Source organism: Butyricicoccus faecihominis (assembly GCF_024462775.1).
In the GTDB taxonomy this organism is placed as follows: Bacteria; Bacillota; Clostridia; order Oscillospirales; family Butyricicoccaceae; genus Agathobaculum; species Agathobaculum faecihominis_A.
Genome location: NZ_JANGCE010000003.1, coordinates 151,378 through 173,977, shown reverse-complemented (window position 1 = coordinate 173,977; position 22,600 = coordinate 151,378). Strand labels below are relative to the sequence as shown.

The window sequence follows — 22,600 nt, the reverse complement described above, 5'->3', positions numbered from 1 at the left end:
GCGCCGGGCGGCGCGACGTACCTCCGCGGCTACCGCCGCGCATCATATCGCGAGCGAAGCGAGCCTCCCCTCCAACGAGCAAAAGCGGCGTTCCCCATCGGCTGGGAACGCCGCTTCTGCATTATTTACTTGCTCAGTTCGCTGATTTCGTCCAGATAGGCCTGCCCGTTTTCCGCGGTGATGACCTCCGCGCCGGTCTCGATGCGCGTTTCCAGCGTTTCGCCCTTCGCGGCCTTTACCGCGTTTTCCACGCCCGAAGCGCCCATTTCATACGGGGCCTGCGCGACGCTGCCCAGCATTTTGCCTTGCAGCACCAGCTCGACAGCCGAAGCCGAACCGTTGAAGCCCAGCACCGCGATGTCGCTCCCGGCGGCCTCGATCGCGCGCTGCGCGCCCTGCGCCATATGATCCGCCGTGGCCAGAATCGCGTCGATATTGTCATAGCGCTGGATGATGTCCTGCGTGATGTTCATCGCCTTTTCCGCGTCCGAATCGGCCGCCTTTACCTCGATGATCGTCCAGCCCGCTTCTTCCAGCGCGGCGCGGTAGCCCGCTTCGCGCTCGTCGTGCGTGGTATCGCCCAAGCGGCCGCGGATGATGACCGCGTTCTTGCCCTCGCCCAGCTGCTCCGCGACGTACGCGCCGCCCAGCTTGGCGGCCGATTCGTTGCCGGTGCCGATGAACGTCTTTTTGCCCGCGAAGGTCGTATCCGTGTCCACGGCCAGCACGGGAATGCCCGCCTTGTCGGCGCGCTCAAACACGGGGAGCACCGCGTCCGGCGAGGACGGCGCGCAGCACAGCGCGTTGATGCCGTTGCCGATCAGGTTTTCAATGCTGGTTACCTGCCCCTGCACGTCGCTTTCCGAATTGGGGGCGATGAATTTCACTTCCACGCCAAGCTCGGCCGCCTTGTCCTCCGCGCCCGCCTTCATCAGCATCCAATACGGATCGTCCAGCGCCTTTACCACAAAGCCGACGGTCGTCTTGCCCTCCGCCGCGCCGTCCGCCGCGGGGTCCGCCTGATCGGGCTGGTCGCCGCAGGCCGAAAGGGAGAATGCCATCGCCGCCGCGAGCAGCGCGGATAATGTTCTTTTTTTCATGTGCTTTTTTCCTCCTTAAAATCTCACGGGATCATCTTTCTTCCTCTCGCGGAACACGGCGCAAAACCGGCCGGTTTTGTTCTCCATTCGCCCCTTGTTCCTCTGATTGACTGTATTATACCGCCCCGGAGCGTGGTTGTCATTTCATTCAGCGCCCCTATTCTATACATAAATTACTTTGTGTTTCTCCCGCTTATGCGACATGTACAACAAAGCGTTTCACCGCTTGTTCAAAGTTCCCAAAGCGCTTGGTAGCACAAAAAAAACCGCGCTTCGCCCGGCGGGCAAAGGCGGTTTTTCGCGCGCCCCTAACGGGCGAGACCGATGGGCGAAAACAGCGCGTACATACCGGCCATGACGGCGAAGGTCACGGCAATGACCGGGTAGCGATATTTCCACGGGGTCATATCGATGGCGCTTTGATCCGTGCGCAGCTCATAAGCCGCCGGGCGCGGATAAAATTTCGCGAACAGCGCCAGCAGCACAATGTCGATCACAAAGCTCGCGGTCTCAAAGTACAGGAAATGCACGTTCGGCAGCAGCCGCATCATCAGCCCATAGCAAACGATATGCACGGCGATGGTGACCTTGGGCGCGATATTGGGCACGCGCCGGTTCAGCATACCCATCACGGCGACGGCGAGCACCGGCACGCCGTAATAGCCCCACATTTGGTTGAGAAAGGTGGAGATACCGGCGGGCAGATACATCAAAAACGGCGCGATGGCGATGGAAAGCAGGCACAGGATGATGCCGAAACGCTTGGCCAGCCGGATGAGCTGCAAATCATCGCGCTTTTTCCCCGAAAACACCGGCAGCACGTCGAGCGTGAACATCGTCATCGAGCTGTTGAGCACCGAGTTAAAGGACGATAAAATCGCGCCGAACATGACGGCGGCGAAGAAGCCGACCAGCGGTTTGGGCAAAATTTGCAGCAGCAGCCACGGATACGCCTGATCGAACGAGGGCAGGCCGCCGCCTGACATGACGAACGCGATGATGCCCGGCACCACCAAAAACAGCGGGCAGAACACCAGCAAAATACCGGACAAGAGCGACCCCTTTTGCGCCTCGGCCAAGCTTTTCGCGCCGAGCACGCGCTGCATGATCGACTGGTTGGTGCAGTAGTAGGAAACGTGGTTGATCGTGCAGCCGATCAGCATCATCGGCCACGGGATGTACGGCGGCAGCGCGTCCACCGGGCTGATGGAATTTAAGTGACCCTTGGGCGTATGGAAGGCAAAGGCGCGCACGCCCTCGAGCAAGCTGCCGTCGCCCAGCGCGACGAACGCGAGGATGGGCACCAGCAGCGCCGCGCCCGCGATAAAGATGACGCCGTTCAGCGAATCCGACACGGCGACCGCCTTGAGGCCGCCGAAAATGGCGTAAATGCCGCCGATCACGCCGAGGGCCACGCACATCAGCGTGATGCCGACAAAGCGGTCGGTTCCAAGCAGCTCGGACACGCCGAATATCTGCTCCATCACCACCGAGCCGGAATACAGCACCAGCGGCAGCATGGTGACGATATAGGCCACCAGAAAAATGAACGAGACCAAAACGCGGGTTTTACGGTCGTAGCGTGTTTCCAAAAATTCCGGTATGGTCGTAACGCCGAGCTTTAGGTAGCGCGGCAAAAAGAACAGCGCCATCAGCGTCAGCGCGATCGGGCAGATCGCTTCCCAGCCCATGGCCGTCATACCGGCGGCGTAGCCCTGTCCGTTCCGGCCGACGAGCTGCTCGGCGGATAGGTTGGTCATCATCAGCGAGCCGCAGATGACGACGCCCGACAGCCCGCGCCCCGCGAGGAAGTAGCCCTCCTTGGTGGATACGTTGTCCCCTCTGGTTTTGAGCCACGAGATCAGCGCGACCAGCGCGGTGAACCCGACAAAGGTGATCAGTGCAAACATAGCTTTCCCCCTTCTTTTATCTTACGGTATCTTGCATAAATGTAACAGTTTCTCAGTCCATCTGATAAAGCCGCCCCGCATCTCTCGTCGCTTGAGCGGCTAAGGGATGCGGGGCGCTGTACGGAAAGAGAAGAAATGAGAATCAGGCGGTGTTTAGCAAGCGCGGGCGGCTTAGAAACCGGCGTTTTTCAGGTTTTCACGGCCTTGGCGCGCGATCGGCAGCGGTACGTCAAAGGATTTGACCGGGAACAGGTCCTGTTCGACGACGACCCAGCCGTCATAGCCCTTTTCGACGAGCGCGTCGTGCAGCCCCGCAAAGTCGATGCTGCCCTTGCCCGGCTCCACCATGATATCCTCGGTGACAGCCTTGGCGAACGACCACTTTTCCGCGTCCATCTTGGCCTTTACCGCAAGGTCGCAGTCCTTGATATGGATATAGGGGATGCGGTCCGCGTGCTTTAAGTAGAACGATACCGGCTCGCCGCCGCCGTAGACATGGTGGCCGGTATCGAAGCACAGCATCACATTGGTATCGCGAAGCAGGCGCTCGATCTGCGCCTCGGTCTGGACATGGCAGTCCACATGCGGGTGGAACGCGCCGATCAGGCCGTGGGTGGCGACGCGGTTGGCCGCGCGCTGCACGTTTTTGCAATAGGTTTGCCACTGCGCGTCGGTCAGGTTGGGGTCGCACACGGGCGCGCCGGTCTCCAAATCGGTGTACATGGCGGGCAGCAGCACGATATACCGCGCCTCCGGGAAATCCGCGAGCAGGCCCGCGATATCGTCAATGGTCTCGCACATCGCGTCGATCGAGGCGTCGTCTAAGAAGTCGCCGCCGACCGTGCCCGCGACCAGCGAAAGGCTGCGCGCGGCCAGCGCGTCCTTCAGTTCGGGGTTGGTGTTCGGGAAATAGCCCCAAGGGCCAAGCTCGACGCCGTCGTAGCCCGCCTGCCGCATTTCATCCATGCAGCGCTGCCACGGGGTCTGCTTTTCGTGCTGCGGGAACCATACGCCCCAAGAATCGGGCGCGATACCTACTTTAATAGACATAATGATATCCTCCCTTACTTTACTTCGACCCACTGGCGCTTTTCGGCGGATGCCAGAACAGCGTCAACGGTGCGGTCGATCTTATAGCCGAACTCAAAATCGCAAACATAGGGCGCGCCCTTGGTGATCGCGGAGAACAGCTCGTGAACCTCCAGAATCTTCATATCGTTATACGCGATGGAGATGCCGCCCGCGGGCTGGAAGGCGTTGTAGCCCTTCATCAGCGGGTTGAGCAGCACCGTGCGGAAGCCGCGGTCGCGCTCATTATCGCCTTGGAAGTAAACCTGCACCTCGCCCATGCGCTCCAAATCGTAGCGCACCGTGCCCTTGGTGCCCTGAATTTCGTAGCACAGGTAGTTCTTGCGGCCGGTGGCCACGCGCGAGCAGGAGATCTGGCCGATCGCGCCGTTCGCGTACTCCGCCATGAACTGCATGATATCCTCGTTTTCCACGTCGCCCATTTCCGTGGAGCCGGGCGCGACCGGGCGCTTCGGGAACACGGTGGAGGCCAGCGCGTTCACGTTCTTCACATCGCCCATTAAGTACTGCGAAATGCTCATCAGGTGGCAGCCGAGGTCGCCCAGCGCGCCCGCGCCCGCCAGCGCCTTCTTATGCCGCCATACGAGGGGCAGGCTCTCATCGAGCAGCTGATCCTGATCGTACGAGCCGACGAAGCGCATGATCTTGCCCAGCGCGCCGGATTCGATCAAGTCCTTGACGTAAGCGTTCGCCGGGTTCATCACATTGTTGTAACCGACGTAGTTGATCACGCCCTTTTCCTTTGCAAGCTTTGCCAGCTCGGCCGACTGCGACGCGGACAGGCTGAGCGGCTTTTCGCAGTAAACGTTCTTGCCGTTTTCCAGCGCGGCCTTGGCCACGTCGTAATGGAACGCATTCGGGGTGGCGATGTCGACCAGATCGACGTTCGGATCGGTCACCACATCGCGCCAATCGGTGCTCATGCGGCGAAAGCCGATCTTTTCCTGCGCGGCCTTCGCCGCCGCTTCGTTGTTGTCCGCCACGATCTCGTACGAAGCCACGCCGTATTCCGGGCCGAACAGCATTTCCGCGTCCTTGAGGGCCGAGGAGTGCGCCTTGCCCATCCATCCGGAGCCTACCAAACCGATTCTGATTTCCTTCATGACGATTTCCTCCCAAAAATGTTATATGATAATTTTAATTTTCACAAAGAACGCGGCGAACTACCGGCCGGTTTTGTTCTTATTTCTCCCCGTGTTCTTCTGTTTGACTGTATTATACGGCCTTTTTCGTGCATTGTCATTTCAACGAATGCTCTTATTCTATACATAAATTACTTTCTGTCAAAACGGGTTCGACGGCTTGTACAACGCGCCCCCCCAACGATTGGGCAAAGTATATAAAAACGCGCCGGTCAACAAAATACCGCGGATAAGGTCAGGCAAGAGAAAAAGGTAACGCAAGCACAGAAAATGTAGGGCGCGACGCCCTCGGCGCGCCGAGAGCGAAGCACCGGGATAAGTGAGAGCATCAAACAGGCTGGTACAGCCGAACGAAGAGACATGGTTTCTTAGTAAGTGTTACGTCCCTTCGAGACGGCGCGCACAGAGCGCTTTTTGGCCTTCCCCCCACGAGGGGAGGCCGTAGCCCTCGCTCCTTTATTTGCCACGGTGTGGCATTTATATGCGAGCGGTGGCGCGCGCCGTAGGCGCGTGACGAATGGGGGGCGTAACGAATGGCGCACTTTAAGGCAGCCACGCACATCAATGCCAATGGTTCTTACGCCCCCCATCAGTCACGGCTTCGCCGTGCCAGCTTCCCCTCGTCGGGGGAAGCCCAAAGAGCGCTAAATGCATACGCTGCTTCAGTTTACGCCTATGCCCTCGTCACGGGGAGGCCCAAAGGGCGGCGCTATGTCGCATAGGAGTCAGCTTTTCTTAACTAAATGCCATTGGCCCCAAGATTGTTTGGGTTGACATTTGGCCTACAAAGTGTTATCTTAGGGTTAGGACTACAAACCGTTATCTTAGGAGGTAGAGAAGCATGGCTGTACAGGTATCGGATTCCGAGCTTGCGCTCATGAAGATCATCTGGGCGGAGGGCGGCAAGGCGCTTTACGCCCGCATCATGGAGCAGCTTGCCGCGGCGGGCAACCGCTGGCAGAAAAACACGGTCATCACCCTGCTGTCCCGCCTAGTCGACAAGGGGCTTTTGCAAACCAATAAGATCGGGCGGCGCAACGAATACACCGCGGTGGTGACCGAAACGGATTATCAGGCGGCGCAGACCAAGGACCTGCTCGATAAGCTGTACGAGGGCAACGCCAAGGGCCTGATCTCCACGCTGATTCAAAAAGAAATGCTCACCCCAAAGGATTACGAGGAGCTGAAACGGTTCTGGGAAGGGAGCGGTGACGGCCATGAACGAGATACTTAAAACCGTTCTATCGCTTTCGCTCGCCGGCTCGGTGCTGATCCTGCTCCTTCTTCTTATAAAACCCTTGATCCGGGGCCGGGCCGGCAAGCGGTGGCAGTATTATATCTGGCTGGCGGTCATTTTGCGCCTGCTTCTGCCCTTTGGCGCAAAGGGCAGCCCCATGGATACGCTGTTTCAGCAAAGCGGCCGACTGCCGGTCGTGCAAACGGCCCCTTCCCCTTCCCTCAGCCAAACGCCCGCGCCGCGGCCGGAAGCCCCCGCCGTTTCGGACAGCGGCGGCGCGCGGGCCGCCGCGCCGTTCCCCGCCGTTCTCCGGCGGGCCTTGTGGGCGGTCAGGCTGATCACGCCATACCTTTGGCCGGTCTGGCTGGCGGGCGCGCTGCTTTTGCTTCTTCGCAAGGTCACCATTTATCAGAGCTTTGCGCGCTATTTGAAGGCGGGTAACACGGCGGTAGCCGATCCCGCGCTGCTGGATAGGCTGGCGCTGCTCGGCGAGCGGGCGGGCGTGAAAAGACCCGTGGAGCTATGCGTGAACAGCCTGATCTCCTCGCCGCTGCTGATCGGTTTTTTCCGGCCCTGCATCGTGCTGCCCACCGCCGCGCTGTCGGAAGCGGATTTTTCCTATACCGTGCTGCACGAGCTGACGCACTACCGGCGGCGCGATCTGTTCTATAAATGGCTGGTGCAGCTCACGCTGTGCCTGCACTGGTTCAATCCGCTCGTCCACGTCATGGCCCGGGAAATAGACCGCGCGTGCGAGCTTGCCTGCGACGAGGCGGTCGTCCGCTCGCTGGACGGCGATAACCGGCGCGCCTACGGCGACACGCTGCTTCACGCTGTCGGCGCGGGCGGCGGCTATCGGGATTCGCTTTCCTCCGTCACGCTGGGCGAAAGCGGCGCGCTTTTAAAAGAAAGGTTGGAAGCGATTATGAACTATCGTAAACCCTCCAAGGCGGCGGGCGCGCTGGCGCTCGCGATCACGCTGGCGCTGGGCGTCGGCGCGACGGCGATCGGCGCGTACGCGGCGGCGCCCGCCGGAAAAACCACCCCCGCGCCCGGCGGTTCGGCCGTCGCCGGTATGCAGACCGGCAGCGGTCTCCTGCCGGACGGCGCGCAAAGCCCCCCGATCGATCTGGACATTTACAGCGGCGGCGTGGAGCTGCTGCCCGCCGCCGAAAACGAGATCACCGCAAGCTACGACAGCGCTTATTACGACGTGCGCATGACCGAGCGCGACGGCCGGTGGGCCGTGTCCGTATCCGGCAAGGTCGCCAAGATGGGCGAGACGGACTTTGTCCAGCTGCATGTGCCCGGCGCCCAGCGGGAGCTGAACGTAAACGTGCTCTACGGCGACTTCCGCTACGACCTAGCCGAAAACGCGGCGGACAATATCCTTGTCACCGCCGCCGATTCCGGCATTCAGATTTCCTCCCCGAACGGATTCCAAAACAGCGATATTGCGCTCACTGCGGCGGAAGAGGAATACACCCGGTACGACATGCTGGAATATCCAGATTATTTTACCAAAACCGAAACCGGCTTTACCTACCGCAACGGCGCCGCCGCGAACCGCCTGCAAATTTCGCTGACCGGTTACACGGGCGTGGAATTTACCGAAACGCGCGACCCATAAAGAAGCGCCCCGACCGTGGCTGTATCCACGATCGGGGCGCTCTTTATTAAGGAGAGAAAGATTGAGAGTAGCTTTAGGAATTACACTTCCACTTCGGAGATCTTGACCGGGCGGCCCTCATGCAGCGACTTGGTCGCGGCGGCTGCCATCAGCACCGGGTACAGGCCGTCGATGCCGGTAACCGGGGTCTCCTTGTTGTTTGCGATCGCGTCGGCAAACGCTTGCATCTCGGCGACGAACGCGCCGGTGTAGCGATCCCACATGACCTTGTAGGCCACGCCGTGTACCGCGCCGTCCGCGGTGGACAGAACAGCGGTGTTGGGGGTGTCGTTCTCGTTCTGGGCGCAGCCCTCGGAGCCGAACACCTCGACGCGCTGGTCGTAACCGTAAACGGCCTTGCGGCTGTTGTCGATCACGCCGATGGCGCCGTTCTCAAATTTCAGGGTGACGAGCGCGGTATCCACGTCGCCGGCCTCGCCGATGCCGGGATCGACCAGCACGGAACCGATGGCGCTGACCTCGGTGACCTCGCTGCCCGCCAGAAAGCGCGCCATGTCGAAGTCATGGATCATCATGTCATAGAAGATACCGCCGGAAACCTTCACGTAGGATACCGGGGGCGGCTCGGGATCACGGGAGGAGATCTTGATGATGTTGACCTTGCCTACCTTGCCTTCGCGTACCATGTCGTACACGGCGCGGTGGTTGTGGTCAAAGCGGCGGCAGAAACCGATCTGCAGCTTTACGCCCGCTTCGTTCGCGGCGTTAATCGCCTCGTGCACCTTGTTCAGATCATAATCGACCGGCTTTTCGCAGAAGATGTGCTTCTTCGCGTGGGCGGCCTCGATGATGTACTTGGAGTGCGTGTCGGTCGAGGAGCAGATGAGAACGGCTTCGATCTCGGGGTCGTTCAGGATGTCGTTCGCGTCCTTGGTGGTATTCGGAATACCGCACTGCTTCGCGAACTTTTCGGTCTCCTCGTTCATGAACGGGTCGGCGATCGTCTTGATCTCCATCTCAGGTACGAACATCGATATGTTCTTCGCGTGCACCTTGCCGATACGGCCGGCACCGATAATACCTACTTTCATTTCATTTTCCTTCTTTCTTCTTCTATGGGTTCGTCTAAATTACAACTGTCCGGGACAGTAGCATTAGTAAGACATGATCGCCTTCGCGGCGGTCTTGGTATCGGTCAGCGGGAACAGCTCAAAGCCGACTCTGCCGGTGTAGCCCGCGTTTTCAAGGCACTCGAACACCTTGTGGTAGTTGATCTCGCCCGTGCCCGGCTCGTGGCGGCCCGGCGCGTCGGCCACGTGGATGTGGCCGAGCTGGTCGACGTTCTTTACGATCGTGTCGCAGATCGAGCCTTCGTTGAGCTGCATGTGGTACACATCGTACAGCACCTTCAGCTTGGGGGAGCCGATCAGGCGGGTCATCTCGGCGGCCATCTGGGTGTGCGCGAGGAAGTTGCCCACGTGGTCGGTCGTGATGTTCAGCGGCTCAAGGTTCATGGCGACGCCGCTTTCCTCCGCGATCTTCGCGCACTCGAGCAGCATGTCGTACATGGAGCAGATCTTGACGGTGTCGGACAGTTCGGTGTAGTGGTTGACGACCACGCCGCCATCGCCCAGCGCGTTGGAGTGGATGGTAACGGACAGCGCGCCGATCTTCTTGGCCGCCGCTACCGACTGCTTCAAAAATTCTAAGTACTTTTCCTTATGGGTGGGGTCGATCAGCGAAAAATCCGCGTCGCCGTTGAAGCCGGAAATGCCGATCTGCGCCTTTTCAGCCGCGGCCTTGACCGCGTCAAGGTCCTTGTCGGTCCAGCTCCAAAACTCAACAAATTCAAAGCCGTCGTCCTTGGCCGCCTGAAAACGATCAAGGAAGGGGATTTCAGAGTACATCGGTTCGATGCAAGCCGAACGCATGAGTTTCATATGTTCTTCCTCCTTTTTGACGTTGGGACCGGGCGGCTTTGGGCCGCGGCGATCGCCGGGTGATTGGTTTTCCTCCATAAAGGGAAAATGCACGAGCACCTGCCGGATGGGGGGCCGGTTTGCTCGGTCAAACCTGCCCTTCGTCCGTGCGGATGCTCGGTCATCCGTTCTTCCGAACCGGCGGATCTCCGCTTGCCCGCGCCGCGCGCCGGTTCGGAAATGCTCGGTCATTCCCTGTCGGCGGTGGGCGAAAGCGCGCGTTCATCCGTTCCCTTGAAAGACGAATGCTCGGTCATTCGCCCTTCTGTGCTTTTGCATCTTTATTATATTTTCGCACACACGATTTGTCAATACTTTATTTCGCACAAACCGGCGGCCACTTTTTTGGCTGATTGTGCAATAGCGTCGATTATATGACAAAAACCGCCGAATATCGACGATATTCCGACGGTTTTACGCGCGATATGTTTTTTCGTTCCGCGCGCGGCGCTTTTAAATTTTTTTCCGTCCGGGCGGCGCGGCCGCCTGTGCTTTTTTCTGTGCTTTTCACAGGAAAAAGCACAGAAAAGGCCGGTCAATTATCATCCAGATTCTGCGAGCATACGATGCGCAGGCTCGGCGATTCGCTCAGCTCGCCCGGCTGTTCCTCGCGGCGCAGCAGGTCGTACAAAAGCGTCAGCGGGCGGTAGCCCTGCCGCCGCAGATCCTGCGCGATGACAAAATCCAGCGCGCCGTCGCGCAGCAGGCGGCGCGAACCGCCCGTCACATCGTGGCTGACCACGCGAATCTGCCCCTGCCGCCCTTCCTCCCGGATGGCTTCGGCGCAGCCGGTTACCGAATGGTTGGCCATGTAAACGCCCGCGATATCGGGCAGGCGGCGCAGCGCGCCGCGCACGCGCTCATAGCTCATGGCAAAATCATTATAGGTCTGCACAACCTCGATCTGTTCACGGGCAAAGCCGCGCTCTTCCATCTGGTCCAAAAAGCCCATCAGCCGCTGCTTGTGTCCGTCAAACTCCAAATTGCCCACGGCGGCCAGCACCCGGCTGCCGGGCGGCACGCATTTGCTCATCAATTCGCCCGCGACTCTGCCGCTGCGCGGCACATCCTGCCCGACAAAGCACACCCGGCGGCTGATCGGCACGTCGGAATTGAAGGTGACGACCGGCACGCCGCGTTCGGCCAGCTCGTCGATTCGCGCGCGGATAGCCGGGTGGTCCTTGGTGCACAGGGCCACGCCCTCCGCGCCCGCGGCGAGCAGCTTGTCGAGCTTTTCCAAGCATTCGTCCGGTATTTCGGTCTCGCACTGGTCCACCAGAATGCGCACGCCGAAATCCGCGAGCAGGCGGCGCGCTTCCTCGATGCCCATGGTCACCTCTTTTAAAAAGTGGCCGCTCCAATCGGGCAGCAGCACGCCCAGCGTCAGCGGTCTTGCCGCGGGCACCATGCCAAGCGCCTGCGCCTTATCCATGCGCAGCGGCACATAGCCGACCTCCCGCATGGCCTGCATCACCCGTTCCCGCACGTCGCCGCGCACATAAGCGCGGCCGTTAATCACCCGATCCACCGTGCCGCGCGATACGCCCGCGCGCTCGGCAACCATTAGGATCGTCGGTCTCTTCCCCATGGTCTCACCCGCTTTGCTCCGTTTTTTCTAGTATAGCACAGAATTGTGTGTTTGCACAGACCCTCTTCGCTTCTTTTTGGGAAAAAAAATCGGTGCGCTGCAAAATAAAAGATTTTCCATATGTCATTCTGAACGAAGTGAAGAATCTCGCGCGAACGCGCGGAATTCACGTAAAATCCGCGCGTTCGCGCGAGATTCTTCGTCGCTTCGCTCCTCAGAATGACAAGGGCTTGGAGCATTCTTTTATTTTGCAGCGCACCGGTCTTTCATTCAGCCTATCAAATCGGGCAAGCGCAGTTCGTGCCGCGGCACGCGCTCCCATGAAAAATCGCCGATCAATTCGCGCGCCGCGACCGGCTCCGGCGAATCGGTCAGCCCGGCGGCAAAAGCCAGCCAGCCCACCACCTGCTCGGGCCTGTAGCGCCGCCGCAGCAGGCCGAGGTCGAGATCCTCATCCCGCTTGGACAGCCGCCGTCCGTCCCGATCGCACAGCAGCGGGATATGCACAAACGCGGGCGGCGCAAAGCCGAACAGCCGGTGCAGCCAGATCTGGCGCGGTGTGGAGGAGATCAGGTCGCTTCCGCGCACCACCTCGGTCACGCCGGACAGTGCGTCGTCCACGGTAACGGCAAGCTGGTAGGCAAACACGCCGTCCGACCGGCGAATGATAAAATCGCCGCATTCCTCGGCCAGCGCTTCCCGGTAGGGGCCGTATACGCCGTCCGTAAACGAGATCGTTTCATGGGGCACGCGCACGCGGGTCGCGGGCGCGCGGGTTTTCCGTTTTTCCGCCGCCTCGGCCCCGGTCAGTGCACGGCAGGTGCCCGCGTACACCACGCGGCCATCGGAAAGATGGGGCGCGGACGCCGCGTGCAGCGCGGCGCGCGAGCAAAAACACGGGTACAGCAGCCCTTTTTCGCGCAGGATCGCTTCGTATTCTTCATAGATTGCCGTGCGTTCGGATTGGTAAAGCACCTCGCCATCCGTGTCCAGACCGAGCCAGCGCAGATCGTCTAGAATCAGCTCCGCAAAGCTGCGCGGGCAGCGCATGGTGTCCAGATCCTCGATGCGAAGCAGATACGCGCCGCCCTGCCTGCGCGCCGACAGCCACGCGAGCAGCGCGCACAGCACATTGCCCAGATGCATGCGCCCGCTCGGGCTGGGCGCAAACCGGCCTATCGTTTCCAAGGTCCCTCTCCCCCTATTCGTCCCCTATCTTACCATATATGTGATAGGCTTTGCAATGGCGGCGCACACCGTGTATAATAAAAATACTGTTTTAGGAGGAAGAATCCATATGAAGAAAAGACTGCTTTGCCTTGCGCTGGCGCTGGTTTGTCTCGGCGCCTGCGGCAAGCCCGCCGCGACCGGAGAGGATACGCCCCCGCAGGCGGAAAACCAGCAAACCACCGATATCCCGCCCGCCCCCGAACCGCCGGCCGACCCGGCGGAAACCTATGTGGACAGCCTGTCCGCCGAGGAGCAGGTCGCGCAGATGTTCTTTGCGCGCTGCCCGGAAACCGAAGCCGCCGCGCTCGCGGGGCAATACAACATCGGCGGCTATATCCTGTTTGGCCGCGATTTTGAAGGGCAAACGCCCGCTTCGGTGACGGAGACCATCGCAAGCTATCAGGCCGCCGTGAAAACGCCCATGCTGATCGGCGTGGACGAGGAAGGCGGCACGGTGGTCCGCGTCAGCTCGAACCCCAATTTCCGCGCGGGCAAGTTCCTGTCGCCGCAGGCGCTCTACCGCGAGGGCGGCATGGAGCTGATCACCAGCGACACCAAGGAAAAGGACGCGCTGCTTTCCTCGATCGGCGTCAACGTAAACCTCGCGCCCGTGTGCGACGTTTCGACCGATCCCGGCGATTTCATCAACGCCCGCTCCTTTGGGCAGGCGGCCACCGAGACTGGGGATTATGTCAAAACCGTTGTGCGCCAAATGCGGGCGGATAACATGGGCGCGGTGCTCAAGCACTTCCCCGGCTACGGCTCCAATATCGATACGCACACCGGTATCGCGATTGACGAGCGCCCGCTCGCCGGGTTCCGCGACGGCGATTTCGTGCCGTTTGCAAGCGGCATTCAGGCGGGCGCGGGCGCGGTGCTGGTCTGCCACAACGTCATCACCAACGTTGACCCCAACCTGCCCGCCTCCCTCTCCCCCGCCGTGCATGAGCTGCTCAGACGCGAGCTTGCGTTTGACGGCGTCGCTATGACCGACGACCTGATCATGGATGCGATCACAGAATATACGGACGGCGCGGACGCCGCTGTTCTCGCCGTCAAAGCGGGCAACGATATGCTCATTTCCTCGGATTTTGTCACGCAGTATGACGCGGTGCTGGCCGCCCTCTCTTCGGGCGAGCTGGACCAGTCGCAGATTCGCGCCGCCGCCCTGCGCGTCATCCGCTGGAAAATGGATTTGGGGCTGATCGAAGCATAAAGAAGTTTTCTCCACAAGTCATGGGACCGCGTGTCAAAGAACCCCTCGCGCCGCGGCGCGAGGGGTTCTTTGACGCCCTGAGACAACCGCAGGTCACCCGTTTTATGTTTCCTGCACATGACCCACAGGTATGATTGGTTTATCATTTTTCTTTTTTGTGGTACGCTCATTTCAAATATAGGCATTCGATCATTAATTTTGTAGCCGCGCGAAAGCCGGATTCATAATAGTTTTGTGCAGTGACCTCATTGAATAAATCCTTTTCATCAATGATTTGGAGCAAAAGTTTTCTTTGGTTTTGATCCAACGTTTGACGCAACGCATCAACCGTGCTCTCGATGTGTTCATCGCCTTTTGCATCAACCTCACCCGCTTGGCCATGCTGCAACATATGAAATAGCCCGTTATCCATTCCCGCGCACCTTCCCTATTTATTTCTGTTCTTCAATTTCTCCACGGCTTCTTTGCTGAAAAGATAATTTCTCTTCCCTGCGCTCCGAAACTCAGCCGGTGTTAACTCCATCGATTGCGCCAGCCTTAAAAGGTAGCTCGGCGTAATATCGAGAATTTCCGCAACCTCCGAAGTTGTATACACTGTTCTTACGTCCGACATGCGACCTTGTCTCACTTTCTTTTTATTTTAGTAAGTCCGACGTCGAATGTCAATACTATTCTGCTGCTTTGTCAAATTTTATTTGCGTCTTTTCTCGGGTGCATGTTGCGTATCGTCCGCGCCTGTGCAGCTCTGCCGCGCGGGCTTTTTCGATTTTTCAAAATTCCCCCTTGACAAATCCGGGAAAGGGTTGTATGCTTAATTCATATTAAACATATATGAATTAGGTGAATTCAAGAAAGGCGGTACTACCTCATGTCTGATATCAAAAGAAGCTTTGCCGAACTGATCGGCAACACCCCGCTTTACGCGGCGGATAAAATGGCCCAAAAGCTCGGCGCAAAGGCCGAAATTCTCGCGAAGCTCGAATATTTTAACCCGGCGGGTTCGGTTAAGGATCGCATTGCAAACGCCATGATCGATCAGGCCGAAGCGAGCGGCGCTTTAAAGCCCGGCGCGACCATCATCGAGCCGACGAGCGGCAACACCGGTATTGGCCTTGCGGCGGTAGCGGCCGCGCGCGGCTACAAGATCATCCTCACCATGCCCGAAACCATGAGTGTGGAGCGCCGCAACATGCTCAAGGCCTACGGCGCGGAGCTGGTGCTGACCGAGGGCTCCAAGGGCATGACCGGCGCGATCGCCAAGGCCGAGGAGCTGGCGAAGGAGACCCCGAACAGCTTTATCCCCGGCCAGTTCGTCAACCCGGCAAACCCGGCCGCGCACCGCGCGACCACCGGCCCGGAGATCTGGGAGCAGACTGGCGGCAAGATCGATATCTTTGTCGCGGGTATCGGCACCGGCGGCACGATTACGGGCGTCGGCTCCTATTTAAAGGAGAAGAACCCGAACGTTCAGATTATCGCGGTCGAGCCGGACGAATCCCCCGTGCTGACCGAGGGCCGCGGCGGCCCGCATAAGATTCAAGGCATCGGCGCGGGCTTTGTACCGGACGTGCTGGATACCAAGATTTACGACGAGGTCGTGCGCGTCAAGGGCGAGGAAGCCTTTGCGGCCGCACGCGCCTTTACCCACAGCGAAGGCCTGTTTGTCGGCATTTCCTCCGGCGCGGCGCTGCACGCCGCCGTCGAGCTGTCGAAGCGCCCGGAGAACGCGGGCAAGACCATCGTCGCCCTGCTGCCCGACACCGGCGACCGCTACCTCTCCACCCCGCTCGTAACCGAGTAAACCATTTTCTTTTCTCTCCTAACATAAAAAAATCCCTCGACAGAGCAATATCATTCAGCTAAGCTTCCTAGTATTGTCATTCTGAGGCCAACAGTCCGAAGAATCTCGCGCGAACGCGCGATTTTCGGTAAGGATCGCGCGTTCGCGCGAGATCCTTCGCTTCGCTCAGGATGACAGACATATGGAAATACTTTAACTGAATGGCATTGCTCGACAGAGGGATTTTTTTGTTTTACACTGAACCAAAAGCAACGCTATTCCATCTAATCCATGAAAGCAAAGTTTTGGCGGCCGCCTAAAGCTTTCAGAAAGGACGAAACGCCCATGATGGACAAAACCGCATTTACCGACGCGGTGCTGGAAGCCGAACCGACGCTTTACCGCGTGGCCAAGGCCATGCTGCAAAGCGAGGCGGACTGCGCCGACGCGGCGCAGCAGGCGATCCTGCGCGCGTGGGAGCAGCTGCCGTCGCTGCGGAGCGCCCGATACTTTAAAACGTGGCTGACGCGCATTTTAATCAACGAATGCACGGCGATTTTGCGCCGGCGGCAGCGCCTAGCGCCGTATGAACCCGCGCTCGCCGCCGCCATACCCGCCCCCGCGCCGGACGATCACAGCGACCTGTACGCCGCGCTTGGCGCATTGGAGGAAAAATACCGTCTGCCCGTGGTGCTGTACTATTGGGAGGGCTTTAAAACGCGCGAGATCGCGCGCCTGCTCGACCTGCCCGAAGGGACGATAAAAAGCAGACTGTCCGCCGCGCGGAAGCTGCTGCGTGAAAGCTTGGAAGGAGCGTGCTTTGCATGATGAACCATACCGACCTGCCCCAAATGACCGAGGATTTTGACCGCCGCGTGCGGCAGACCCTGCAAGACTTGCCCGCACAGCCGCAGCGCGCGCGGCGCAGACCGTTTCGCACGCTGATCGCCGTCGGCGCTGCGGCCGTCCTCTGTATTGGCGGAACCGCGTTCGCGGCCAGCGACCTGCCGCAGCAAATACAGCGGCATTTTTCTCTGCTCTTTCAGGGCGCGGACGAGCAACTGCTGAACGGGCATACCATCACCCCCGCGCCGGGCGCGCTTGTGGACGAAAACGACGCATACCGCGTCTCCGTCGAATCCGTGCTGTTTGACGAAAGCGCGGGCACGGGCGTGGTCAGCCTGCACCTTGAAAACAAAAAGAAGGACGGCGTGATGCCGTTCTCCACCACCGGTACTTTAGAACAGTATAAGGGAGACAACATCGTTTGGAGTGATCTGGCCGAATGCATGGCGAACGAGGACGGCCAGCTGACATTTGACGTCTGGTTCGGTCAATCCGACTGGTGCGCCGGTAAGTTCTATTTAAATGAAGCGCGCTCCACGCCAAACGACTATTATATAGAAGGCGCGTTTATTCCCGTGGGCAATTATACCGCGTCCGACGGCGCGCTGCGGCTTGAGGTCGGCGAGCAAGGCAAGTACACGGTCGACGACGACGGCATGACGCGGCTTTCGCCGCTTCTAACCGTCACACTGCCCGCATTTACGCCCCTGCCGTATTACCAGAGCGCCGACGGGCTCGTCACCCTGTCGCAAATCGGCTTGCGCGTGGGCGACCCGGAGATGAACTGCGTGGTAGACGAGCTTGACTATATCGCGATCCATATGAAGGACGGTACGGAGCTAGTCATTCAGGACCAACAAAACAGCATAGACCGCACGCTGTACGTTCTTGGTCAAGGCAGCGGCTCGGCCGGCGAAGGCTACGACGTCGGCACCTATGTGCTTGCCAAGACCTTTGAACTGGAAAACGTACAGTCCGTCGTGCTGAACGATACCGAGTACCCGCTTACCGCCTAACCCGCCTTCCTCTCTTTTAAAGGCCGGTGTAGAAACAAAATGGGGGACGCTGCAAAAGCTGCAGCGTTCCCCCATTTTAGCATCGGTATTCTTTTAGGATGTAAACATCTGCGTCCAGTACGGCGTGCCGTTAATGACCGTGTAGCCTACGCCGATCGTCGTAAAGCTGCCGTTCATAATGTTGGCGCGGTGACCCTCGGAATTCATCCAAGCGTTCATGACCGCCGCCGGCGTGGACTGGCCGTATGCAATGTTCTCACCGGCGCCGCGATAGGAAACGCCCGCCTCCGTCAGCGCGGTAAAGCAGGAAGAACCGTTCGGCCGCGTGTGCGAGAACGACTGCTTGATCTCCTTCGCGCGGACCTGCGCCGCAGACTGCACGGTGGTGGATACCTTCAGCGCCGAGAGGCCCTGCTTGGCGCGTTCCGCATTCACGAGGCGTACGACCTCGGCGGCGTAGTTGCCCTGCGTCTGGCCGCCGTCCGGCTTCTCCTCGGGCTTCACGTCCGGCGTCTGGTCGGGCTTCTCCTCGGGCTTCACGTCCGGCGTCTCGTCCGGCTTTTCCTCCGGCTTCACGTCCGGCGTCTGGTCGGGCTTTTCCTCGGGCTTCACGTCCGGGGTCTGGTCGGGCTTTTCCTCGGGCTTCACGTCCGGGGTCTCGTCCGGCTTTTCCTCCGGCTTCACGTCCGGGGTCTCGTCCGGTTTTACGTCCGGCTTCTGCTCCGGCTTAACCACCGGGCAGTTCCACTGGCTACCGCAGAAAGAGAAGCCGTACTTCTCGCAGAACTCCTGCAGCGTCTTATTTTTCAGATTGGTGATCACCTGACTGTGCTGTCCGTTCGGCCGCACCGTAATCGGGCGGTATGCCGCGCCCGCCGAGCTGGTCGCGACAACGGTGAGCGCGAGCGCGAGCGGGATCATCTTCTTCATCTTCATGGTAGATACCTCCTTGGTTGTTTCTGCGGAGCACTGCTGGATGCCTTTGCTCCATGACCCAAAGTATAGTGCACTTTGTAACCGTTTTGCAATGGAAATACCCACCCATTCGCCCAACACACGCCAAAAACCGGCCGGAACAGGAATATTCCGGCCGGTTTCCCCATATTTAATCCAGCTTTTCGATGTTGTATAACTCGTTCAGCACCAGCCAAAGCTGCGGGAAATACCGCATGATGTTCCAAATGCTTACACCCCTCAGCCGGAACTCGCCCGCGAGCGCCAGCTTGGCGCGGATGGAACGCGCGTCCTCGAACCAGACCTCGTGCTCGGCCCGTTCGCGCCAATAGTTATAGTGCGGCGACTGCGCCGTTTCATCATACTGAATGGGCGCGCCGACTTGGATCGCCTGCTCGGTCGCCTGCACATTGCCAAGGCTGCGCGCGCGCGACCGCCCCTGTACGTATGGCAGCGTCCAATCATAGCCGTAGTTCGGAATGCCCATAAAAATTTTATCCGGCGGCACGACCGACGTGGCGAACGACACCACCTGCGCCACCTTATCAATCGGCGCGACCGCCATGGGCGCGGACAACGCATAGCCCCATTCATAGGTCATCAAAAGCACATCGTCCGCCGATGCGCCAAGGGCGCGGTAATCGTGCGCTTCGTACAGCAGGCCGCGCTGTTCGGCCGAGGTTTTGGGGGCGAGGGCCACCATGACCGTCATGCCCTGCGGGGCGAGCCGCGTCCGCACTTCGTTTACAAACGAGGCGTATACTTCGTCGTCCTCGGGCGGGATATACTCAAAATCGATATCCACACCGGCAAAGCCCTGATTGGCCAAAACCTGATCCAAACTTTCCAGCAGCACGCCGCGCGCTCTGGGATCGCGCAGCAGGGCGTGCGCCCGCTCGCCGGAAAACTGGCCGTCCTCCCCCAGCGTTGTGAGCACCAGCAGCGGCTTTACGCCGTACTGCTTTGCCATTTTGGTGAGCAGCTCGGCGTTTTGCGGGATGATACGGCCCGAAGCGTCAAACCCATAGGAGAAAACCGATAAGTAAGTCAGATACGGCAGCGTGCGCCGCAGGATGCGCTGGTCGATATTGGGATAGGCATAGCCGTTGACCGCGAGCGTGCCCAGCTTCGGTTCCTTGAACGATATGGTGAGCGTCTGCCCGGGATAGATGCGGTCGGTGCCGCCAAGCTGCGGATTGTTCTGCCAAAGCGAAATAACGCTCGTGCCGTGTTTGGCCGCGATATCGCCAAGCGTGTCTCCGCGCTTGACCACGTATGTTTCCGCCGGCTGCGGCACGACGATCGTCTGCCCCGGGGTCAGCCGGTTGGGATCGCGCAGTTCGTTCTGTTGGGCGAGGTACTGCACCGATACGCCATACGCTTGCGCAATGCGGTAGAGCGAGTCCCCCGGCCTGACAACATGAATGACCATAGAAATACCACCTTTCACACTGCTATTCTATGCGGCCATATGCCCCGCTGCCACCGATTGCGCTTGTCATAAAGCATAAAAAAGAGCCTGCTGCACAAGAAAAGAACAGCAGGCCGTCATTCTTCCACTCGTTTGGAATGACAGAAACCAAGCCTATCCTTTCACTTTGCAGCAGGCGCTTTGGGTGCGATTTAAACGTTGAAACGGAACAGCACGACGTCGCCGTCCTGCATGACGTATTCCTTGCCCTCGGAACGGACAAGGCCCTTTTCGCGGGCCGCGGCGAGCGAGCCGAGCGCGATCAGATCGTCATAGCTGATGACCTCGGCGCGGATAAAGCCGCGCTCGAAATCGGTGTGTATCTTGCCCGCCGCCTGCGGGGCCTTGGTTCCCTTATTGATCGTCCACGCGCGCACCTCGGGCTCGCCGGCGGTCAGGTAGCTCATCAGGCCGAGCAGATCGTAGCAGACCTTGATCAGACGGTCCAAACCGGATTCGTGCAGGCCGAGCTCGGAAAGGAACATATCCTTTTCCTCCTCGTCCATGGAGGCGATATCCTCTTCCAGCTTGGCGCAAATGGGCAAAACCATCGCGCCCTCGCCCGCGGCGATCTGCTGCACGGCGGCAAGGCGCTCGTTTTCGGTCTTGTCGCCGGTAAAGCCGGCCTCGTCCATATTGGCGGCGTAGATCACCTTTTTGGAGGAAAGCAGGTCGCTTTCGTCCATGACGCGCCGCACGTCCTCGTCGTCCTCAAAGCCGGGGAAGGTGCGCGCGGTCTTGCCCTCTTCCAGATGGGCCTTGATCTGTTCGAGGACGTCCACGTCCTTTTGCAGCTTTTTATCCGCCTTGGCGGCCTTGCGCGTGCGGTCCAAGCGGCGCTCCAAATGCTCGATATCGGCAAGCACCAATTCCAGATTGATCGTTTCGATATCGCGCGCGGGATCGACAGAGCCTTCCACATGCACGATATTTTCATTTTCAAAGCAGCGCACCACATGAACGATCGCGTCTACCTCGCGGATATGGCTGAGGAACTTGTTGCCCAGACCCTCGCCCTTGGACGCGCCGCGCACAAGGCCCGCGATATCGACAAATTCCACCACCGCCGGGGTGGTCTTTTTCGCGTGGTACAGCTCGGTCAGCTTGGCGAGCCGTTCGTCCGGCACGGCGACCATGCCGACGTTGGGATCGATGGTGCAAAACGGGTAATTGGCGCTTTCCGCGCCCGCTTGGGTAATCGCGTTGAACAGCGTTGACTTGCCCACATTGGGCAGACCGACGATGCCGAGTTTCATATCTGTTTTCCTCCTGCGTCTGTTCAGGAGGAACCGATCCCCCTGTTTTTTTGGCTGAAAATAGTATACTGCTTTTTCTGGCTTTTTGCAACGATTTGGCGTATACTTATGGTTAATTAGAAATTAGGAATTAGTAGTTAGTAATTGTGGTGTCGCGCAACGCGCGATATTTTAAACAGGCCCTTTCCCCCATAATTATTAATTACTAATTGCTAATTACTAACTACTAATTAAAACAAGGTGGTTGTGTTATGCCCTACTATGTCACCCATCATATATTCGCCACGACCGTGCAGCGTGTGACCGGGGACGCGGCCGCGCACACGGCCGCGCTTTATCCCGCCGCCTATCGCTGGGGCGCGCAGGGCCCCGATCCGCTATATTATTATCACGCGCCGTTCCCCGGCCCGATCTCCGCGCTGGCGCGCCGCATCCACGACGAACCGCCCGCCGCCCTGTTTGAAGCGCTGTGCGCCGCCGCGCAGCAGCAGCACGATATCGCGGCGCTGTCCTATGTGTTCGGCTTCTGCACGCACTACGCGCTCGACCGCGTGACGCACGCGCTGATCGAAGCCTCGGCCGACCGGCTGCATCTTTACATGCCGGGCTACTCCGCCGCCGCGCGGCTGGGTCTGGTCTGGTCCGATCTGGACGCCACCATGATCTCCGAATATATCTCGTGCGAACCGGCCGGATTTGAGGCGTACCGCCTGCTTGACCCGAACGCCGCCGAATGCACCGTGTTTTCCCGCGTACTGGCGAACGCTTGCAAAACCGCCTACGGCGCGCGCCTGTCGCCCGCCGCCGTCTACCGCTCGCTGCACGATATGCGCCGCGTGCTCCACTTGGCGCACAGCGGCAGCCACGCGCGCGGCCACCTGCAGGCGCTTGAACGCATGTGCGGCAAGGCGGGGCTCGCCTCCTCGCTGATCCGGCCGAACGAACCGGGCGCGGCGGACTGCGCGAACATGGAGCACCGCCCGTGGCTGTCGAACGGCGTCGAACGCACGGAATCCTTCTTTGACCTGTTCGACGCTGCTGTTCCGCTCGCCGTTTCGCTCCAGCGCGCGGTACTCAGCAGATATTATCAGAATAAACCGCTCGATCCGCGCTTTTTCCCCACCGATTTTACCGGCAAGAAACCAGAAAAATAAAA

Annotated in this window: 20 protein-coding genes; 7 read left to right on the top strand and 13 right to left on the bottom strand. The window is 59.5% G+C overall.

Annotated features, from left to right (window positions below):
• Positions 1-125: 125 nt before the first annotated feature.
• From NE562_RS03570 to NE562_RS03555, 4 genes are all read right to left on the bottom strand, one after another.
• Entirely contained in the window at positions 126-1,100 is a 975-nt protein-coding gene (locus NE562_RS03570; protein ID WP_280961019.1) for a sugar ABC transporter substrate-binding protein, read from the bottom strand.
• Positions 1,101-1,408: 308 nt separating this feature from the next.
• Positions 1,409-3,010, bottom strand: coding sequence for a solute:sodium symporter family transporter (locus tag NE562_RS03565; RefSeq protein WP_280961018.1), 1,602 nt, complete (start codon positions 3,008-3,010; stop codon positions 1,409-1,411).
• Positions 3,011-3,181: 171 nt separating this feature from the next.
• Complete coding sequence (locus tag NE562_RS03560; RefSeq protein ID WP_280961017.1) at positions 3,182-4,060, bottom strand: sugar phosphate isomerase/epimerase family protein; 879 nt, start codon at positions 4,058-4,060, stop codon at positions 3,182-3,184.
• Positions 4,061-4,074: 14 nt separating this feature from the next.
• The gene (locus tag NE562_RS03555; protein WP_280961016.1) at positions 4,075-5,202 is read right to left on the bottom strand and encodes a Gfo/Idh/MocA family protein; all 1,128 of its coding nucleotides are present in this window, start codon (positions 5,200-5,202) and stop codon (positions 4,075-4,077) included.
• Positions 5,203-6,082: 880 nt separating this feature from the next.
• Between NE562_RS03555 and NE562_RS03550 the strand changes: the two genes are divergently transcribed.
• On the top strand, positions 6,083-6,475 hold the full coding sequence (locus NE562_RS03550) for a BlaI/MecI/CopY family transcriptional regulator (protein WP_280961015.1): 393 nt from the start codon (positions 6,083-6,085) through the stop codon (positions 6,473-6,475).
• Positions 6,459-8,108 (top strand): M56 family metallopeptidase, encoded by a 1,650-nt coding sequence (locus NE562_RS03545; protein WP_280961014.1) that lies wholly within the window; start codon positions 6,459-6,461, stop codon positions 8,106-8,108. The genes NE562_RS03550 and NE562_RS03545 overlap by 17 nt, the downstream gene beginning before the upstream one ends.
• Positions 8,109-8,188: 80 nt before the next feature.
• On the opposite strand, the gene iolG is transcribed toward NE562_RS03545, so the two are convergent.
• From iolG to gluQRS, 4 genes are all read right to left on the bottom strand, one after another.
• Positions 8,189-9,199, bottom strand: coding sequence for an inositol 2-dehydrogenase (gene iolG, locus NE562_RS03540; protein WP_280961013.1), 1,011 nt, complete (start codon positions 9,197-9,199; stop codon positions 8,189-8,191).
• A gap of 63 nt (positions 9,200-9,262) precedes the next feature.
• On the bottom strand, positions 9,263-10,279 hold the full coding sequence (locus NE562_RS03535; RefSeq protein WP_280961012.1) for a TIM barrel protein: 1,017 nt from the start codon (positions 10,277-10,279) through the stop codon (positions 9,263-9,265).
• 343 nt (positions 10,280-10,622) lie between these two features.
• Positions 10,623-11,675 (bottom strand): LacI family DNA-binding transcriptional regulator, encoded by a 1,053-nt coding sequence (locus NE562_RS03530; protein WP_280961011.1) that lies wholly within the window; start codon positions 11,673-11,675, stop codon positions 10,623-10,625.
• 270 nt (positions 11,676-11,945) lie between these two features.
• The gene (gene gluQRS / locus NE562_RS03525) at positions 11,946-12,863 is read right to left on the bottom strand and encodes a tRNA glutamyl-Q(34) synthetase GluQRS (RefSeq protein ID WP_280961010.1); all 918 of its coding nucleotides are present in this window, start codon (positions 12,861-12,863) and stop codon (positions 11,946-11,948) included.
• Positions 12,864-12,972: 109 nt separating this feature from the next.
• On the opposite strand from gluQRS, the gene NE562_RS03520 reads away from it, so the two are divergent.
• Entirely contained in the window at positions 12,973-14,121 is a 1,149-nt protein-coding gene (locus tag NE562_RS03520; protein WP_280961009.1) for a glycoside hydrolase family 3 N-terminal domain-containing protein, read from the top strand.
• Positions 14,122-14,287: 166 nt separating this feature from the next.
• On the opposite strand, the gene NE562_RS03515 is transcribed toward NE562_RS03520, so the two are convergent.
• Both NE562_RS03515 and NE562_RS03510 read right to left on the bottom strand, forming a co-directional pair.
• Positions 14,288-14,533 (bottom strand): DUF6809 family protein, encoded by a 246-nt coding sequence (locus NE562_RS03515; RefSeq protein WP_280961008.1) that lies wholly within the window; start codon positions 14,531-14,533, stop codon positions 14,288-14,290.
• 15 nt (positions 14,534-14,548) lie between these two features.
• Positions 14,549-14,734 carry a helix-turn-helix domain-containing protein gene (locus NE562_RS03510; protein WP_280961007.1) on the bottom strand — a complete coding sequence of 62 codons (186 nt, stop codon included), beginning with the start codon at positions 14,732-14,734 and terminating at the stop codon, positions 14,549-14,551.
• A 255-nt stretch (positions 14,735-14,989) separates the two neighbouring features.
• On the opposite strand from NE562_RS03510, the gene cysK reads away from it, so the two are divergent.
• The 3 genes from cysK to NE562_RS03495 all read left to right on the top strand — a co-directional run bounded on the left by cysK (position 14,990) and on the right by NE562_RS03495 (position 17,763).
• Positions 14,990-15,922 (top strand): cysteine synthase A, encoded by a 933-nt coding sequence (cysK, locus tag NE562_RS03505; RefSeq protein WP_280961006.1) that lies wholly within the window; start codon positions 14,990-14,992, stop codon positions 15,920-15,922.
• 324 nt (positions 15,923-16,246) lie between these two features.
• Positions 16,247-16,729 (top strand): sigma-70 family RNA polymerase sigma factor, encoded by a 483-nt coding sequence (locus NE562_RS03500; RefSeq protein WP_280961005.1) that lies wholly within the window; start codon positions 16,247-16,249, stop codon positions 16,727-16,729.
• On the top strand, positions 16,726-17,763 hold the full coding sequence (locus tag NE562_RS03495; protein ID WP_280961004.1) for a hypothetical protein: 1,038 nt from the start codon (positions 16,726-16,728) through the stop codon (positions 17,761-17,763). The genes NE562_RS03500 and NE562_RS03495 overlap by 4 nt, the downstream gene beginning before the upstream one ends.
• A 93-nt stretch (positions 17,764-17,856) precedes the next feature.
• Here NE562_RS03495 and NE562_RS03490 read toward each other — a convergent pair whose 3' ends face one another.
• The 3 genes from NE562_RS03490 to ychF form a co-directional block, all read right to left on the bottom strand.
• On the bottom strand, positions 17,857-18,699 hold the full coding sequence (locus NE562_RS03490) for a CAP domain-containing protein (RefSeq protein WP_280961003.1): 843 nt from the start codon (positions 18,697-18,699) through the stop codon (positions 17,857-17,859).
• A gap of 169 nt (positions 18,700-18,868) precedes the next feature.
• Positions 18,869-20,149: a LysM peptidoglycan-binding domain-containing protein gene (locus tag NE562_RS03485; RefSeq protein WP_280961002.1), complete on the bottom strand. Its 1,281-nt coding sequence runs from the start codon at positions 20,147-20,149 to the stop codon at positions 18,869-18,871.
• Positions 20,150-20,340: 191 nt separating this feature from the next.
• The gene (gene ychF, locus NE562_RS03480; RefSeq protein ID WP_280961001.1) at positions 20,341-21,444 is read right to left on the bottom strand and encodes a redox-regulated ATPase YchF; all 1,104 of its coding nucleotides are present in this window, start codon (positions 21,442-21,444) and stop codon (positions 20,341-20,343) included.
• 251 nt (positions 21,445-21,695) lie between these two features.
• Between ychF and NE562_RS03475 the strand changes: the two genes are divergently transcribed.
• Positions 21,696-22,598 carry a hypothetical protein gene (locus tag NE562_RS03475; protein WP_280961000.1) on the top strand — a complete coding sequence of 301 codons (903 nt, stop codon included), beginning with the start codon at positions 21,696-21,698 and terminating at the stop codon, positions 22,596-22,598.
• Positions 22,599-22,600: the final 2 nt, after the last annotated feature.